Source organism: Citrobacter werkmanii, from assembly GCF_008693645.1.
Classification (GTDB): Bacteria; Pseudomonadota; Gammaproteobacteria; order Enterobacterales; family Enterobacteriaceae; genus Citrobacter; species Citrobacter werkmanii.
Genome location: NZ_CP044101.1, coordinates 1,319,649 through 1,336,267 on the forward strand (window position 1 = coordinate 1,319,649; position 16,619 = coordinate 1,336,267).

The 16,619-nt window shown below is 53.8% G+C and carries 16 protein-coding genes; 3 read left to right on the forward strand and 13 right to left on the reverse strand.

What is annotated here, in order from left to right:
* The first annotated feature begins 6 nt into the window (after positions 1 to 6).
* Positions 7 to 738 (forward strand): fimbria/pilus periplasmic chaperone, encoded by a 732-nt coding sequence (locus FOB24_RS06955; protein ID WP_085047694.1) that lies wholly within the window; start codon positions 7 to 9, stop codon positions 736 to 738.
* 43 nt (positions 739 to 781) lie between these two features.
* Entirely contained in the window at positions 782 to 1,735 is a 954-nt protein-coding gene (locus FOB24_RS06960; protein ID WP_150344707.1) for a fimbrial protein, read from the forward strand.
* Positions 1,736 to 1,818: 83 nt separating this feature from the next.
* Here the strand turns inward: FOB24_RS06960 and cbdX are convergent, their stop codons facing one another.
* From cbdX to puuD, 13 genes are all read right to left on the reverse strand, one after another.
* Positions 1,819 to 1,908 carry a cytochrome bd-II oxidase subunit CbdX gene (cbdX, locus tag FOB24_RS06965; RefSeq protein WP_069323885.1) on the reverse strand — a complete coding sequence of 30 codons (90 nt, stop codon included), beginning with the start codon at positions 1,906 to 1,908 and terminating at the stop codon, positions 1,819 to 1,821.
* 13 nt (positions 1,909 to 1,921) lie between these two features.
* Positions 1,922 to 3,058 carry a cytochrome d ubiquinol oxidase subunit II gene (appB, locus tag FOB24_RS06970; RefSeq protein ID WP_150344708.1) on the reverse strand — a complete coding sequence of 379 codons (1,137 nt, stop codon included), beginning with the start codon at positions 3,056 to 3,058 and terminating at the stop codon, positions 1,922 to 1,924.
* An 11-nt stretch (positions 3,059 to 3,069) separates the two neighbouring features.
* Positions 3,070 to 4,614 (reverse strand): cytochrome bd-II oxidase subunit 1, encoded by a 1,545-nt coding sequence (gene appC, locus FOB24_RS06975; protein ID WP_150344709.1) that lies wholly within the window; start codon positions 4,612 to 4,614, stop codon positions 3,070 to 3,072.
* A 90-nt stretch (positions 4,615 to 4,704) separates the two neighbouring features.
* On the reverse strand, positions 4,705 to 5,562 hold the full coding sequence (locus FOB24_RS06980; RefSeq protein WP_150345563.1) for a hydrogenase expression/formation protein: 858 nt from the start codon (positions 5,560 to 5,562) through the stop codon (positions 4,705 to 4,707).
* Positions 5,562 to 5,963, reverse strand: coding sequence for a hydrogenase-1 operon protein HyaE (gene hyaE, locus FOB24_RS06985; RefSeq protein WP_085047690.1), 402 nt, complete (start codon positions 5,961 to 5,963; stop codon positions 5,562 to 5,564). The genes FOB24_RS06980 and hyaE overlap by 1 nt, the downstream gene beginning before the upstream one ends.
* 5 nt (positions 5,964 to 5,968) lie before the next feature.
* A complete protein-coding gene (gene hyaD, locus FOB24_RS06990) occupies positions 5,969 to 6,550 on the reverse strand; it encodes a hydrogenase 1 maturation protease (protein ID WP_150344710.1) in 582 nt (193 codons plus the stop codon).
* Positions 6,547 to 7,281 (reverse strand): Ni/Fe-hydrogenase b-type cytochrome subunit, encoded by a 735-nt coding sequence (hyaC, locus tag FOB24_RS06995; protein ID WP_150344711.1) that lies wholly within the window; start codon positions 7,279 to 7,281, stop codon positions 6,547 to 6,549. The genes hyaD and hyaC overlap by 4 nt, the downstream gene beginning before the upstream one ends.
* A 19-nt stretch (positions 7,282 to 7,300) precedes the next feature.
* Positions 7,301 to 9,094, reverse strand: a complete 1,794-nt coding sequence (gene hyaB, locus FOB24_RS07000; protein ID WP_150344712.1) for a Ni/Fe-hydrogenase large subunit — start codon at positions 9,092 to 9,094, stop codon at positions 7,301 to 7,303.
* Complete coding sequence (gene hyaA / locus FOB24_RS07005; RefSeq protein ID WP_071888112.1) at positions 9,091 to 10,218, reverse strand: hydrogenase 1 small subunit; 1,128 nt, start codon at positions 10,216 to 10,218, stop codon at positions 9,091 to 9,093. The genes hyaB and hyaA overlap by 4 nt, the downstream gene beginning before the upstream one ends.
* Before the next feature lie 208 nt (positions 10,219 to 10,426).
* Positions 10,427 to 11,707, reverse strand: coding sequence for an NAD(P)/FAD-dependent oxidoreductase (locus tag FOB24_RS07010; RefSeq protein WP_038637921.1), 1,281 nt, complete (start codon positions 11,705 to 11,707; stop codon positions 10,427 to 10,429).
* Positions 11,708 to 11,709: 2 nt separating this feature from the next.
* Positions 11,710 to 13,197, reverse strand: coding sequence for an aldehyde dehydrogenase PuuC (puuC, locus tag FOB24_RS07015; RefSeq protein ID WP_110498671.1), 1,488 nt, complete (start codon positions 13,195 to 13,197; stop codon positions 11,710 to 11,712).
* Between the two features lie 138 nt (positions 13,198 to 13,335).
* Entirely contained in the window at positions 13,336 to 13,893 is a 558-nt protein-coding gene (gene puuR, locus FOB24_RS07020; RefSeq protein WP_038637926.1) for an HTH-type transcriptional regulator PuuR, read from the reverse strand.
* Positions 13,894 to 13,918: 25 nt separating this feature from the next.
* Entirely contained in the window at positions 13,919 to 14,683 is a 765-nt protein-coding gene (gene puuD / locus FOB24_RS07025) for a gamma-glutamyl-gamma-aminobutyrate hydrolase (protein WP_003838709.1), read from the reverse strand.
* Positions 14,684 to 14,894: 211 nt separating this feature from the next.
* Here puuD and FOB24_RS07030 point away from each other — a divergent pair, with 211 nt between their 5' ends.
* Positions 14,895 to 16,313: a glutamine synthetase family protein gene (locus tag FOB24_RS07030; RefSeq protein ID WP_085047687.1), complete on the forward strand. Its 1,419-nt coding sequence runs from the start codon at positions 14,895 to 14,897 to the stop codon at positions 16,311 to 16,313.
* Positions 16,314 to 16,619 lie beyond the last annotated feature (306 nt).

The following is a 16,619-nucleotide window of genomic DNA, read 5'->3' on the forward strand; positions in this document are numbered from 1 at the left end:
TGAGTTGTGTTATCTAAACGTGTTTATAAACTTTTGGCATCGCTTGCTGTTGGTCTTTTACTGGTAAGAGCAGGGACTACTAATGCGGCTGTAAATATTGACAGGACCCGAATCATCATGGATGGTTCTGATAAATCACTGGCAGTCACGTTAACTAATCAAAGTAAAACACAGCCTTATCTGGCACAGTCATGGATCGATGATGCCAATGGAAAACGCTCAGAATCATATTTACTGGCATTACCACCTTTACAGCGAATTGATGCGGGGAAAAAAACGCAGGTCAGAATTATGGCATTACCCGCTATTGCCTCTCTGGCTAAAGACCGGGAGACACTTTTCTACTTTAACGTCCGCGAAATCCCGCCGAAAAGCGACAAGGAAAATGTGCTACAAATCGCCCTGCAGAGTCGTTTGAAGTTATTTTATCGTCCTGACGGCATAAAGAAAAAAGCCAGCGACCGCGTAGAGGAAAAAGTTACGGTAACACGTCAAAATGGTAAGTTGGTGCTTAATAATCCGACGCCCTACTATATTACCTTAGGGTATTTAGGTGCTGATAATAAAGGGAGCTTCCCTGGTTTTGACAGTATTATGATAGCACCACTCTCCTCGTTGGATTTTAACGTTAAATTTGGTGGTAACTCATTGAATGTAGGATATATAGATGACTTTGGCGGGCTTCACATAAATCCGTATCGCTGTGCGGAAATGCTGTGTGTTTTTGAAGGGAAGTAAACTTAAATTAAATGGGTATGCACAACTTTTTGGAGGGGGGGAAATGCCAAGACTTGCGTTGTTTTTATTAGTTTTCAGCAGTGGATATTTACCATTGTCGTTTGCTTATGCGGCAGGGTGTCAGTTCAATGGTTCAGCTCAAAATATTTTTCTTAGTGTGCCACAGATGTCTATTCCGGCTGATACACCAAATGGCACAGTACTTTACACATCGCCGAAGACATCTATTAATCTGAGTTGTGAAGGTGAGACTTATGGGCAATTCGTTACCGCAGTAACTACATCTGATTTTAATTCTTATCTGTCAAGAAAAAATGGAATTACAACAACAATATACATTGACGGTAAGCCTTATGATCGTCAACAAGAAAATGTGATCGGTTTTACTACGGCAACGGGGAATAGCTTTAAAAAAAATCTCTCAGTCTGGGTGGAAATAAAAGTAGATTCATCAAAAGGAAAAATACCTCCTGAAGGAACATTATTGAACGGTTCTTTCCAGTCAATATATTTTCTTGTTAATAATAATTATTTTCTTCAAAGATCGATAATATCAATCTCAACACCAGACATTACTTTTATACCTTGTACGATGGAGGTAGCTGTCTCTCCCAACACCATTGACTTTGGTGCAGTTAAAATCAGCGATATGGAAAAGGGAATGAAGCTGCAAAGGAAATTCACAACGTTAATTCAGAAGAGTAAAGGCTGTACCATTGCGGTCAGCGCGCCATTTGGTATCAATATGTACTTTGAACCAGCAGCTCCAGGGATTAATGCTGATGGATCTCTTAACTTAAATAACGGGTTAGGATTATCTATTTCAGATACATCTGGAAAATATATTCCTTTTAATACCGCATGGAAGATTGATGATGTAAAGGTAGACTCAATCCTGAAGAATTATTTCACCGCGAATTTACAAAAGATATCGGGTCAGGACGTTAAGACAGGACCTTTTAGTGCGGACGTAGTGGTAAGGCTCAATTTTTACTGAGATTCCAGACATCTGGCTCAGAATACGCAATGAGTACCATAAATATAACAGGAGGCAGTATGACACTCCCTCCTGTTGCAGAATTACTTCTGCCGCGACTCAAGCCAGACCAGCGCCAGCGTGGAGAACGCGCACATCAGCAGAATGCCGACCAGCCAAAACAGATACCACATTGTGCATTCCTCCCTAGTAAAGTTCGTGGTTGTGGCGGCGGATCGTTTCTACCTTGATTCGCCCCAGCATCTTGTAATAACTCCAAGCGGTATAAAGCAGCACTATCGGTAGAAAAATCAGCACAATAACCAACATGATACTGAGCGTCATCTGGCTGGAGGTACTGTCCCACACCGTCAGGCTGGACAGGGGTTGCACGCTTGAAGGCATCACAAACGGAAACAGGGTGATTCCGGCGGTGAAGATCACGCAGGCCTGGGTCAGGGAAGCGCACAAAAATCCCCACACGACCCGACGTTGCCCGCAGGCATAGATCGTGAGCATTGGAAAAATCATGCCAGCTAGCGGAATAATCAACAACAATGGTGACTGATAAAAATGCGCCATCCACGCGCCCGGCGAGGTTGTTACCGCTTTTAATAGCGGGTTGGAAGGACCATTAGGATCCTGGCTAAGCAGCACAAAGCCATCAATTCCTGTCCACAGCCAGTAACCGGCTAACAGAAAGCAGAGTACCACCAGCATTGCGCTGCGGCGGGTGGCGGACAGCGCGCGTTGGCGAACGATGCCATCGGTTTTTAACTGGAGCCACACGCCCCCTTGCAGAATAACCAGCATCAGGCTTAACGCGCCGCACAAAAGGGCAAAGGGAGAGAGTAACTGCCAGAAGGTGCCCAGGTATTGCACATGCAGTTGCGGCGTGTGGATAAAAGGCACGCCCAAAAACAGGTTGCCGAACGCAATGCCGAAAATAACAGGCGGAACCAGACTGCCGATAACCAACCCAGTGTCCCATATTCTGCGCCAGCGCGCGTTGGCTATTTTACCGCGATAGTCAAAAGCCAACGGGCGAAAGAAAAGGGCGCATAGCACCAGAATCATCGCCACATAAAATCCCGAAAAAGCGGCGGCATAGACGCGTGGCCAGGCGGCGAATAATGCGCCGCCCGCCAGAATGAGCCACACCTGATTACCTTCCCAGTGCGCCCCGACGCTATTGATTAATACCCGGCGTTCGTCATCGTTACGCGCGATCAGCGGCAACAGGCAGCCGACCCCCATATCAAATCCGTCAGTGACCATAAAGGCCACCAGAATGATGCCAATTAGCAGCCACCAAATGAGCCGCAGCGTTGCATAATCCAACATGATTATCTCCTTTATCCCTGTTGTTGCGCCGGTTGTTGGTCCCGCATCGTATCTGGACCCAGACGCGCGTATTTTTGCATCAGGTAGACCTCTGCAATTAAAAACAGGGTGTAAAGCGTAAGGATAAGCCCCATGGAGAAGGCCAACTGGCTCGCGCTCAGCGCGGAGTGGGCGTACCAGGTGGGTAAAATATCCTGAATCGCCCACGGCTGACGGCCAAACTCCGTCATAAACCAGCCTGCTTCAATGGCAATCCACGGTAGCGGCAGACTCCACAGCGTCATGCGCAGTACCCAGCGATGCTGGTCGATACGCCAGCGTAAGGTTTGTATCAGCGCAATCGCCATCACCAGCAGCAGCAAAGAACCGCATCCAATCATGATGCGAAAGCTCCAGAACACAGGGGCCACCTGCGGGATAGCGCCGCGTTGCGCGGCCTGATATTGCGCGGGCGTAACGTGGTTCATATCAGGCGCGTAGTTCGCCAACAGGATGCCGTAACCCAGATCATTTTCTACGGCGTGGAAAGCCTTCAGCACCTGAGGCGTGCGGTTACCGTTGGCGATTTCCTGCAACAATAACCACGCTTCCCGGCCCCGCTGCAGGCGGGGGAGCGCGTCCGCCATCAGATTTTTGAGTCCCGGAACCGGGGTATCTAACGAGTGCGTCGCCAGGATACCCAGCAGAGCCGGTATCTTCACGGAAAAGGCGTTACGCTCTTGTTCCTGCTGCGGCCAGGCGATGACATGAAAAGGAGCGGGGGCGGGCTCGGTTTGCCATTCTCCTTCCATTGCCGCCAGTTTTACCGGCTGGAGCCGGGCGACCTCATAGGCTGAACTGTCACCCAGTTGCAGGGTGCCGAGGATAGCCAGCGTGCCAAAAACGGAACCCACCGCGAAGGAGCGCAGGGCAAACTCGCGATTGCGACCACGCAGCAGATACCAGGCGCTGATGGACATCACAAACATGGCACCCGTGACATAACCGGACATCACGGTATGGACAAATTTCACCTGGCTGACAGGGTTAAAGACCAGTTCGCTAAAACTGCTCATCTCCATACGCAGGGTATCGATATTAAAGTGAGCACCGGTCGGATATTGCATCCAGCCGTTAGCGTTGAGGATCCACAGCGCCGAGATATTGGAGCCAAACGCGACCAGCCAGGTCACCAGTAAGTGCTGGTACTTGTTTAAACGCTGCCAGCCGAAGAAGAACAGCCCGACGAAGGTGGATTCAAGAAAGAAAGCCATCAGGGCTTCCATCGCCAACGGGGCGCCGAAAATATCGCCCACATAGTTGGAATAGAGCGACCAGTTAGTGCCGAACTGAAACTCCATGGTCAGGCCGGTAGCCACGCCGAGCGCAAAGTTAATACCGAATAACTTTCCCCAGAAACGCGTCATGTCGCGGTAGATGGTTTTGCCGGTCACCACGAACAGGGTTTCCATGATGGCCAGCAAAAATATCAGCCCCAGCGTCAGGGGAACAAACAGAAAATGGTACAGCGCGGTCAGCGCAAACTGCCAGCGCGATAAGTCAATGACGTCCCACATGCGAACTCCATCAGGCATTAGAGAGTGAATAGATAAAGAAGAAAACGTCAGACCCGCAGCAGAAAAGTACGCGGGTCTTAAAGAGGGGAGTCAGGCAGGCGGGCCGGATGCCAGCCAGGCGCAGACTTCATCCAGGCGCTCGAGCGAGTCGAGCAGATCTTCCGGCGCAGCCAGTACCAGTTCCGGTAATGGACAGATCTCATAACTCTCGAGCAAAAGCCCTTTCAGGGTATCCAGACAGCGCACATGCCAGACATGGCGCAGCGCCGTGGCGTCGATTTGGCTCTCGCCGTAGCCGATGGTGCGGATCTGAATGTGCCCTTCGCCGCACAGATTGGCGAGGAATCGGCGATCCGCGTCGCTAACAGGCAGTTGGGTGAGGTTAATGCTATGAGGACGCGTGGCCGGATCGCGCAGGTGCGCCAGCAGTTCCTGGGCCAGCGTCAGGCCATTCATCAATCCGTCGATGGGCGGAGGCAGCAGGCTATCGTCCGGCAGCGTATTGAGTGTTGCCGCCTGCCACAGCGCCTGCGGCGCGCTACCTGCTTCCAGATGTTCTTCCCATTGGCCCTTGTCATTCTGACAACGCACTCGCCAGATGCCGCAGAAAATCGACTCCTGAATTTCGCTTTCCCGGCCGTCAGCATGCTGGATGCGCGCTGAAACTTCGCCTTCACCGAGCAGCGTATTTAAAAACGTGAGATCGTCGGCGTTGAGCGTGGATAAATCCCATCTCAACACCTCCTGCCTGGCGGGAATTCTCCGGGCGAGCTGGTGGCGTACATCGGCTAACAATGCCATCACCGCCGGGCTGTGCGGGCAGTTTTCCAGCATCGCCATGCTGGGGTCGCAGTTGACCTGGCAGGTGAGGGGCAAGGGATTCATGCTGAAGCTATCATCGCCCGGCTGCGTACCCGGACCCAGCAGATGAAAAAAGGAATCGCTCATCATGCAGACTCCGGCGGTATCTGTTCTTCAACTAAGGGCCGCATCAGGTTAAGCAGGTCAGCCCAGGGGTGGATGCCGCTGAGAATGCCGCGCAGCTCGCCGTGGATAAACACCAGTGTGGCCGGGAAGCGGAACACGCTAAAACGATCGCCGATCGCCTCGCTGTGTTCAAGGTCGGCCATGGCTATTTGCCAGGCAAACTGGGGAAACTCCCGCAGTAACTCGGCAATCATGACCGGGTTGTCGCTGACTTCCGGCGTGCGGCGGGGATCGCTGCTGAGCAGGACCACGCCATTGCCCACGCGGGTTACCCAGCCATCCAGTTCAGACGCGCTCAGCGGTTGCCAGCCACGCGCCAGCATACGTTGCCATAACGCAGAAAATGGGGTGTCATTTAACATATTGTTTATTCCTCCAGCGTCACGCGAAACTGGCGAATACGCACGCCTTCATAGTTTTCCATCGACAGGCATTCATAGTTCAGGCAACGCGTTTCCTCGTTTCTCTGTGGCGCGATACCCCACGCGGCCAGCTGCGTAAGCGCGGCTTGTTCCGCTGTCGGGAGCTGAGTGCGTGCGATGTCGGTCAGGCTGCCGCCATAGTCGTCCAGTTGTACCGGCTGCAGTCCCACGAGAGCGATGTGCGCGGGGAGATGGCCGCGAATATCTGCCAGCGCCAGCACCTCGGAGAAGCTGTTCTGGTGCAGACTCATTTTTTTGGCGCTGAGGTAACTGGGGACTTTGTCACCGGCGTAGGTTTGCAGAGTGCCCGGCGCGAGTCCGTAGTCGATGGCGTCCAGCAGCAGCAAATGGCTGGCCTGTTCAACATAGCCCAGCAGATTCAGCCCCTGGGTGCCGCCATCGACAATCTCTACCCATTCTGGCCAGTGATAGTGGGCGTACAGGCGCTCCGCGAGGCGAATGCCAAACCCTTCGTCTGCCCACAGCAGGTTGCCCAAGCCCATCACGATGACGTTCGGTTCGCTCATGACGCCTCCTTGTCGCGCTGACGTTTGGCAAATTTGTGGCTACGATAGCCGTTGACCATGGTCGAGATGACGGTATCGTCGGACATGATGTCCTCGCGGATAGCCATGTACACATGACCTATGATGAAGGCGGCGATGAACCACATTCCTAGCCGGTGCCAGCTGTGAATATCGAGAGAGTTGCCGCCGGTCCAGTAGAAAAACTCCGTCACATAGCGGAAGGGAGTGAAGATGGCGTACTGGCTATGCTCGCTGTATAAGGCAAAACCGGTCAGGATCATAAAAACGGAGAGCAGGAAATAGCCAAACATCGCCGCCTGCGCAACGGGGTTATGTCCGATATCCTCCCCTGGTTTCTTTTCCAGAAACAGATACCAGCGTACTACCGAAAACGCCCCCTGCCACCAACTGCGACGCCAGACCGGCACAATAAACAACTCGTGTGAATAACGGTTACCGACAAAGGCCCAGTAAATGCGCATCAGCAGTATCACCGTGAACACCATGGCGGCGGCGAAATGTGCCAGCCGGATGTCGCCCATATAGAACAGATAGGTGGCCTCGCCGCTGACCGATGGCAGCGGTCGGCCAATAAAGTATCCGGTCACCATCAAAACCAACATGCAGCCTACCGTCAGCCAGTGCCACAAGCGAACAGGCGCTTCAAACACATAGTGGCTGACGGCGGTATCACGCGCCTCCCCGACGCGTGGGGATATCTTTCCAGTCATCGTTCCTTTTCCTCAACGCTTAGCGAACCTGGACTGCGATCAGTTCGCTGCCGTCGTCGCCAAGCACATGGGTTGAACATGCCAGGCAGGGGTCGAAGCTGTGCAAGGTGCGCAGGATCTCCAGTGGTTGATCCGGTATCGCCATTTGGGTACCCATCAGCGCCGCCTCGTAAGCGCCAATTTGCCCCTTTGGATCGCGCGGGCTGGCATTCCAGGTGGTTGGCACCACGCACTGATACAGATCGATTTTCTGGTCGTGAATCGATGCCCAGTGGCCTAATGCCCCGCGCGGCGCCTCGGTAAAACCGATCCCGCGGCAGTGCTGCGGCCAGCTTTCTGGCTCCCATTTTTCGGTATTCGCCGTCGCCAGGTTGCCGTTTTTCAGGTTGGTCATCAGCTTGTCGAAGAAATATTGCAACTTGCTCACGGCCCACTGCGCTTCGTGCGCCCGGCACAGAATTCGGCCCAGCGTTGACTGCATGCCCGACAGCGGCAGTTTGAGGGCGGACATCATGCGATCTACGGATTCAATCGTCGCGGCATCCCCTTTGTGATAGGCAATCAGCGTGCGCGCTAACGGTCCAACTTCCATGGCGTGTCCCCGCCAGCGCGGGGCTTTAATCCACGAGTAACGTTCCTGCTCGTTAAGTTGCTGGATATTAATATCGCTGCCTTTCACATCGCCGGGGTTATACCAGGGTTCTGTAATCCCTTCGAACGGGTGACGGCCCAGTTGATCGTCCGGGTAACGGTACCAGGCGTGATCGACAAACTCCTGAATTTGCTGCTGATCGGCGAGGTCCACAGGCAATACGTTGTTAAAATCACCGTTAATCACCGCGCCGCCAGGCATCAACAGGCTTTTGTCGCTGAAGTCGTTGGCGATATCCGGGAACGCGCCGTAGCTCAAAACGCATTTATCAGAAAGCCCGGTGCCAATCTGGCTCCAGGATTTATTGAACTGACCGATAGCCAGCGCGTCAGGCACCATCACGTTGTTGATAAAGTCAGCGGTGCGGGTGATGATCGACTGCACCAGGTTCAGGCGTTCCATATCGACCGCGCCTACTGCGCCACTCTGATCGATATTGATAGCGCACGGCATACCGCCGACAATCCAGTTAGGATGGGGGTTTTTACCGCCAAACACCGTATGGATTTTGATAATCTCGCGCTGAAAATCGAGCGCTTCCAGATAGTGGGCAAAGCCCATCAGGTTAGCCTCTGGCGATAGCTTGTACTGCGGATGGCCCCAATAACCGTTGCGGAAAATCCCCAACTGACCGCCTTCGACAAATTTCTTCAGCCGATTTTGGACGTCAAAGAAGTAGCCCGGTGAGGACATCGGCCAGGCAGAAAGACTCTGCGCCAGTTGCGATGTGGCGCGCGGATCTGCTTTCAGAGCATTCAGCACGTCAATCCAGTCCATTCCGGCTAACTGGTAAAAGTGCACCAGATGGTCGTGGCACCACAGCGTGGCCAGCATAATATTGCGAATGATGTTGGCATTGTCGGGCACCTTAATGCCAATGGCATCTTCAATGGCGTAGACAGAGGCAAGGGCATGTACGCCGGTGCACACCCCGCAAATTCGTTCGACAAATGCCCATGCGTCGCGCGGGTCGCGACCCTGAAGAATGATCTCCAGTCCGCGGAACATGGTGCCGCAAGAAACCGCGTTGGTGATGATGTTCTGCTCATCAATGTTCACTTCACAACGCATATGACCTTCAATGCGCGTAATGGGATCCACAACCAGACGGCGACCGGCATTGTTTAAGGTATATCCCTGGGTTTGATATGAATGGCTCATGCCTGTTTATCCTCATTGTCTGACGACTGCTGTCTGGCGTCGGCTAATTGCTGTTTGTGGCGGTTGTGTTGGTTGACGGCGCTGGCGACGGCGTGGACGCCGACGCCGGCAGCCACGACGCCAAGCGCGGTGAGGCCCACGGTATCGGCGGTGGAATGCGTTCCCATCTGTGGAATATCAACCACGCGGCTGTAGAACGAGCCGCGATCCCAGAAGCCGTTCTCTGAACATCCCAGACAACCGTGACCGGACTGGATGGGGAAGGAAACGCCGCCATTCCAGCGGGTGGTGGAGCAGGCGTTATAGGTGGTTGGCCCTTTACAGCCCATTTTGTACAGGCAATAGCCTTTGCGGGCGGCATCATCATCCCAGCTTTCGACGAACTCCCCGGCGTCAAAGTGGGCGCGGCGATAGCATTTGTCGTGAATACGCTGTCCGTAGAACATCAGCGGACGCCCCAGACGGTCGAGTTCAGGCAGCCTGTCAAACGTCACCATGTAGGTGATGATGGCACTCATGACGTCCGGGATCGGCGGGCAGCCGGGCACTTTTACGATCGGCTTATCGGTGATCACTTTATCGATCGGGGTTGCCTGGGTGGGGTTAGGCCGGGCAGCCTGCACGCAGCCCCAGGAGGCACAGGTGCCCCAGGCGATGATCGCGCTGGCTCCGGCGGCGGCGCGTTTGAGTTTTTCCACAAAGGGTTTTCCGCCGCTAATACAGAACATCCCTTGTTCACCCAGCGGAGGATTACCTTCGACGGCCAGAATGTAGCGGCCGTGGTACTGGCGCAGAATGTCTTCAAATACCTCTTCGGCCTGCGTTCCGGCGGCGGCCATCAGCGTGTCGTCGTAATCGAGGGAAATCAGAGAGAGGATGACGTCTTTGGCGAGTGGGTGCGAGGAGCGAATAAACGATTCGGTACAGCAGGTACATTCCAGCCCGTGGATCCAGACGACCGGGATCCGGGGTTTGTTCTCCAACGCCCAGGCTATTCGGGGCGTCATTCCAGCCCCTAATCCCAGCGATGTTGCGGCGAGGCTACAATATTTAAGAAAACTGCGTCGGCTCACTCCCTTCCGGCGCATCGCCTGATAAAAGGTCTCCTCATTATTCGTATTCATAACACGCGTTTCTTCCCCCGTTGAGTTCTGGCGCACGCCGCCAGCGATATCTAAAAAAGCGTATCCGATTAGAGGAGAGAAACAATGCGAAGAGTGTGGTTATGTCCTATAGCGATATATTCGTGACTGTTATCTGTTTTTCACCGACCGGGAATAAAAAAACGCACAGGGGAGACCGCCCTGTGCGTCGGGTTTATCGCGGAAGAACTTAAACCCCAAGGCGATCGCGTAAGCTGTAATAGGCCGCCCCCATGGCGGTAAAGGGAATGCGCAGGCTGCGGCCTCCCGGGAACGGGTAGTGTGGCAGGTTGGCGAATGCGTCAAAGCGCTCGGCATCCCCGCGCAGCAGTTCGGAAATCAGGCGTCCAGCCAGATGGGTACAGGTCACACCGTGACCGCTGTAGCCCTGCATATAGTAAATATTGGTATCAAGACGGCCGAACTGCGGCATACGTGATAACGTCAACAGGAAATTACCGGTCCAGCGGTAATCAATTTTTACCCCCCGCAATTGCGGGAAGGTCTTCAGCAGATTCGGCATCACCAGGCGTTCAATATCGTTCGGATCGCGTGCGCCGTAGACCACGCCGCCGCCGTACAGCAGGCGGTTATCGCCGGTCAGACGGTAGTAATCCAGCAGGTAGTTGCAATCTTCCACACAGTAGTTTTTCGGGATCAGCGAACGCGCCATTTCAGCGGACAGCGGTTCGGTGGTTAACACCTGGGTGCCGCACGGCATGCTGCTTTTGGCCAGCGCAGGTTCCAGTTTGTCGCCGAGGTAGGCGTTGCCCGCGACGATCACAAAGCGGGCTGTCACCTGACCTTTTTCCGTGCTGACCACCGCCGGGCTGGTGTGTTGAATACGGGTGACCGGCGACTGTTCGAAGATGCGTCCGCCGTTCAGACGAATGGCGTTAGCTTCGCCAATCGCCAGATTGAGCGGATGAATATGGCCACCGCTGTGGTCGAGCAGCGCGCCGACATAGCGATCGCTACTGACTTCGCGGCGAATTTCGCTGCTGTCTAACAGTTCAAGCTGTGTGTTGCCGTAGCGTTCCCAGTTCGACTTCTGCTCTTCCAGCGTTTCCATCTGCTTATGGTTTAGCGCCACAAACAGCCCGCCAGGACGATAATCGCAGTCAATCTGATAGCGTTTAATGCGTTCGCGAATGATATCGCCGCCTTCAAACATCATGCTGCCGAGCATTTTGGCGGCGTCCGGGCCGTAGCTGCGTTCGATAACATCAATATCGCGACTGTAAGAGTTAACCAACTGGCCGCCGTTGCGTCCGCTGGCCCCAAAACCAATACGTGCGGATTCCAGTAGCACCACGTCGTAACCCATTTCCGCTAAATGCAGGGCGGAGGAGAGTCCGGTATAGCCGCCGCCCACGACACAGACATCACAGCTAACCGATTCGCTAAGGGTGGGAAACGGTTCGTACTGATTGGCGCTTGCGGCGTAATAACTGCTGGTATGTTCAGTCATGATTAAGGCTCCAGGGAGATCCAAATGGTTTTCAGTTCGCTAAATTTTTCCAGGGCATGCAGGGACTTATCGCGCCCGTTTCCGCTTTGCTTATAACCGCCGAACGGTACGGTCATATCACCGTCGTTGTAGTTATTCACGAAGACTGAACCGGCCTTCAGGCGACGACTCATGCGATGGGCGCGCGACAAATCGCGGGTCCAGACCGCGGCGCCCAGGCCGTAGTCGCTGTCGTTGGCCAGCGCCAGGGCTTCGGCTTCGCTGCTAAAACGGGTGATGACCAGTACCGGGCCGAAGATCTCATCGCGGCTGACGTGGGCTTGCGGCGCGGTATTGACAAAAATCGTCGGGCCGATAGCCGCCGGATGGACATGGCTGCGGCCATCCAGCGCCAGCGTGCCTTGCGTTTCACCGTCGCGAATAAAGGTGTCCACGGTGTCGGCATGCGCATTGTCGATAAGCGTGCCCATCGTGGTTTCAGGATCGAGCGGGTTGCCCGGCTGCCAGTTTTTCGCCTGCTCTTTCAACAGCGCGATAAATTCGTCGGCAATACTCTCTTCCAGCAGCAGACGCGTACCGGCGATACAGACCTGACCCTGGTTGTAGAAAATGCCTGCCGCGGCAGTGGCGGCGGCTTTCGCTAGATCCGGGCAGTCGGCAAACACGATGTTGGCGCTTTTACCGCCAGCTTCCAGCCACACGCGTTTCATGTTGCTGTCGCCAGCATCTTTTAGCAGTTGCTTGCCGGTGCGGGTTGAGCCAGTAAAAGTGATAACGTCGACATCCGGATGTTGTGACAACGCCTGGCCCGCTTCATGACCATACCCGCTAACCACGCTGAGAACGCCATCGGGCAAACCCGCTTTTTTAGCCAGTGCCGCAAGACGTATGGCGGTCAGCGGGGACTTCTCCGAGGGTTTGAGGATCACGCTGTTACCGGCGGCCAGCGCGGGGCCAAGTTTCCAACAGGCCAGTAGCAGGGGAAAGTTCCACGGAACGATAGCCGCGATTACACCCACCGGTTCGCGCACAATCAGCGCCAGATCGTTTACCGAGGTGGTGGCAACTTCGCCATAGACTTTATCAATAGCTTCGGCGTACCACCGGATGGCGCGCGCCGCGCCTGGAATATCATCACGCAGGCTATGGCGAATCGGTTTACCGGTGTCGAGCGTTTCCAGTAGCGCCAGCTCCTCGTGATGCTGCTCCATTAAATCTGCAAGCTTGTGGAGAACCGCCTTGCGCTCTGCGGGTGTTGCCTGCGACCAGTCACCGCGTTCAAAGACGGCGCGGGCTGCGGTGACCGCACGATCCACATCCGCTTTTTTGCCGCGGGCGACTTTGGCGAGTGGGCGCTGGCCGGCCGGATCCTGAGTAATAAAGGTTTCGTTATCGGCGGCGGCGCAATATTCGCCGTTAATAAATAAACGGGTTTCCGGCGAATAATGACTGGCTTTCTCACGCCAATATTTAAGGTTCTGAAAGTTCATAGCTACTCCTTTTATATCAATAAGATAAAGTTCGTTGCTGATCTTTTTCAGGCAAAATCAGGCTGCACGATGCCCCAGGGATTTACCCTGTTAATGCGCGTTATTTAAGAAGGCCTGAGAAACTCAGGCCGCTACTTATTAGAATGTGGTGGGAGTGTGGGCACTGATAATGCGGCAGATCCCTGCCGAGGTGTTGCTGAAGCTGTGTGGAATGCCGGTGTTAATGGCATAACTTTGCCCTGCAACAAGATGATACGTTTGACCGTTGATGGTCAAAACGACTTCACCTTCCAGTATTGTCCCAATCTCTTCACCCTGGTGTTTAATTCTCTCCCCGGTTGTCGTGCCTGGCTGATAGGTTTCAAACATCATTGCCAGCGTACGATTCGGATTTCCGTTGTGAACTAACTTCATGGATACTCCCTGACTCCCGATCTCAATCAAATCATCCTGATTGATAACCACCTGCGGTTCGTCAGGCTTTTCCGGTTCCGCGAAGAACTCGGAGAGCGACAGCCCATATACTTTCAATAGCTTTTGCAGCGTACTGATGGCAGGACTGACTTTGTCCTGCTCTATGGTACTGATGGCGCTATGCGTCAACCCAGACAGTTCGGCGGCACGACGTTGCGAAAGACCCAATTGCTGGCGGATCTCTGACAAACGTTTACCCGGCGCCAGGCCGTCATCGCTCATAATTGCATTTCCTTAACAGTAGTGGTCAGAGTCGCTGTTTTTCAGCGAGGTGGTTCTGACAAGCGGTGATAAAACCTTCAAGTAACAAACGCGACAGGGCGTATTCGCTACTGTTCCATTCCGGGTGCCACTGCACGCCGAGCGCAAAAGGATGGTCGTGAACGCTGGCCGCTTCCACTAATCCATCCTGCGATCGTGCTTCCACACGCAGCTGCGGGCCAAGCGTTTTTGCGCCCTGACCATGTAAGGAGTTAACCCAAAACGTGCTGCAACCTGGTATTAATTGCGACAGCAATCCTCCCTGTTGAACCTGGACTTCATGAGATGGGGCGTATTGCTGCTCCACCGGGAGTTCCGCATCTTCACGATGTTCCAGGAACTGTGAGTGATCGCACAGGCGACGATACAGAGTCCCGCCAGTGGCGACAACTAATTCCTGTAAGCCCCGGCAGATGGCGAAAATGGGAATGCGCCTTTCGAGCCCGGCGGTAATTAGCGCCATGCTCAGAAGATCACGCCCCGGATCGGCGTCAGACTCATCGCCATTTTCACCATAGAGGTGCGGTTGCACATTGCTTGGGCTTCCAGGCAGGAAGATACCATCCAGTTTTGGTAACAGCGCGTTCAGTAATTCTGGCTCCGCGAGCGCATGAGGTAACGCTATCGGTAATCCACCGGCATTCAAAACCGCATTCAGGTACTTTTCTTGCAGAGTCTGGGTCTCGTGACCCTTAAGCCTGTTCCTACACATCACTACACCAATAACTGGCTTGTCAAATATATTGCCCATGATCGACCTCACGTTTTGGAATAAATTATTGCCAAACGGTTCCTTGTTGTGCAATTCCGTTCATTATTTTCTCAATCTAGCAGCATAATAACCTTCTAGCAAACATAATTTAACATTTGACAAACAAATTGTTTGCATCCAGAGTCGAAGGGTGGACATTATATTTAACAGTCAAATCACAGAAAGCTTACCAGGCCAACGGCGGTGAATCATGGAAACCAATATCGTAGAAGTTGAGAATTTTGTTCAGCATTCTGAAGAGAGGCGAAGTAGCGCGTTTGCGCGCGAAGTGAAGCAATATCTGGAACGTTATCCCAACACGCAGTTTGTCGATGTGCTGTTAACCGACCTTAACGGTTGTTTTCGCGGTAAACGCATTCCCGTGTCGGGATTGTCTAAGTTAGAGAAGGGCTGTTATTTTCCCGCATCGGTGTTCGCGATGGACATTCTGGGCAATGTGGTGGAAGAGGCGGGATTAGGACAAGAACTTGGCGAACCGGACAGGACCTGTGTGCCGGTACTCGGAACGTTAACCCCTTCGGCCGCCGATCCGGAATTTATTGGCCAGATGATGCTGACAATGCTGGATGAAGATGGCGCTCCCTTTGACGTTGAGCCGCGGAACGTTCTCAACCGACTCTGGCAGAAAATGCGCCAGCGCGGTTTGTTCCCCGTCGTAGCGGTAGAGCTGGAGTTCTATTTACTCGATCGCAAGCGCGATCCCGAAGGCTATCTGCAGCCGCCATGCGCGCCGGGAACGGACGATCGTAATACCCAAAGTCAGGTTTACTCCGTTGATAACCTGAACCACTTTGCTGATGTGCTGAACGATATCGACGAACTGGCCCGTCTGCAGTTGATCCCGGCCGACGGTGCGGTGGCCGAAGCATCTCCTGGTCAGTTTGAAATCAATCTCATCCATACCGATAACGTACTCGACGCCTGTGACGATGCGCTGGCGCTGAAGCGCCTGGTGCGGCTGGTGGCGGAGAAACATAAGATGCATGCCACCTTTATGGCAAAGCCCTATGAGGAGCATGCCGGTAGCGGGATGCATATCCACATCAGCATTATGAATAACAAAGGCGAGAACGTGCTGGCCGATGCGAATGGCGATGATTCCGCGTTACTTAAGCGTGCGCTTGCCGGGATGATTGATCTGATGCCCGCGTCAATGGCGCTGCTGGCGCCAAATGTGAACTCTTATCGTCGCTTCCAACCGGGGATGTACGTCCCTACCCAGGCTTCCTGGGGGCATAACAACCGTACGGTGGCGCTGCGCATTCCCTGCGGCGATCGTGATAATCATCGGGTTGAATACCGTGTGGCGGGGGCTGATGCCAACCCTTATCTGGTGATGTCGACCATTCTGGCCGGGATCCTCCATGGTCTGGATAACGAGCTGCCGTTACAGGAAGAGGTGGAAGGCAACGGACTGGAGCAGGAAGGTTTGCCGTTCCCGATCCGTCAGAGCGATGCGCTGTGGGAGTTTATGCAAAACGACAGTCTGCGTGAATTATTGGGTGAGCGTTTTAGCCACGTGTATCACGCCTGTAAAAACGATGAATTAATCCAGTTTGAACGTCTTATCACCGACACTGAAATTGAGTGGATGTTGAAAAACGCCTGACCGTCGTACAGGTCATTTAAAAAGAAGTCGCATCATGCGGGCTGAGCGGAGCCAGCCCGTAAAAATTGCAGGAATACCTGCCATTTCCCGGATGTCGCGTAATGGAGCGCGGGCGACAACGGGTCTTCAGATAACCGACAGAGTTTGTGACGAGGAAATGTGATGATGCCAGTGTTTAAAAACCAGCCCCGCGTGAGCATCCATGGCTCCCGCAGTAAGTACGGACCACACCTTTGCCGTACGACATTGACGCCTTACTTTTGGAGATCCGCCCCGACACGACTCAGGTTTGCGTTACCAACGTTT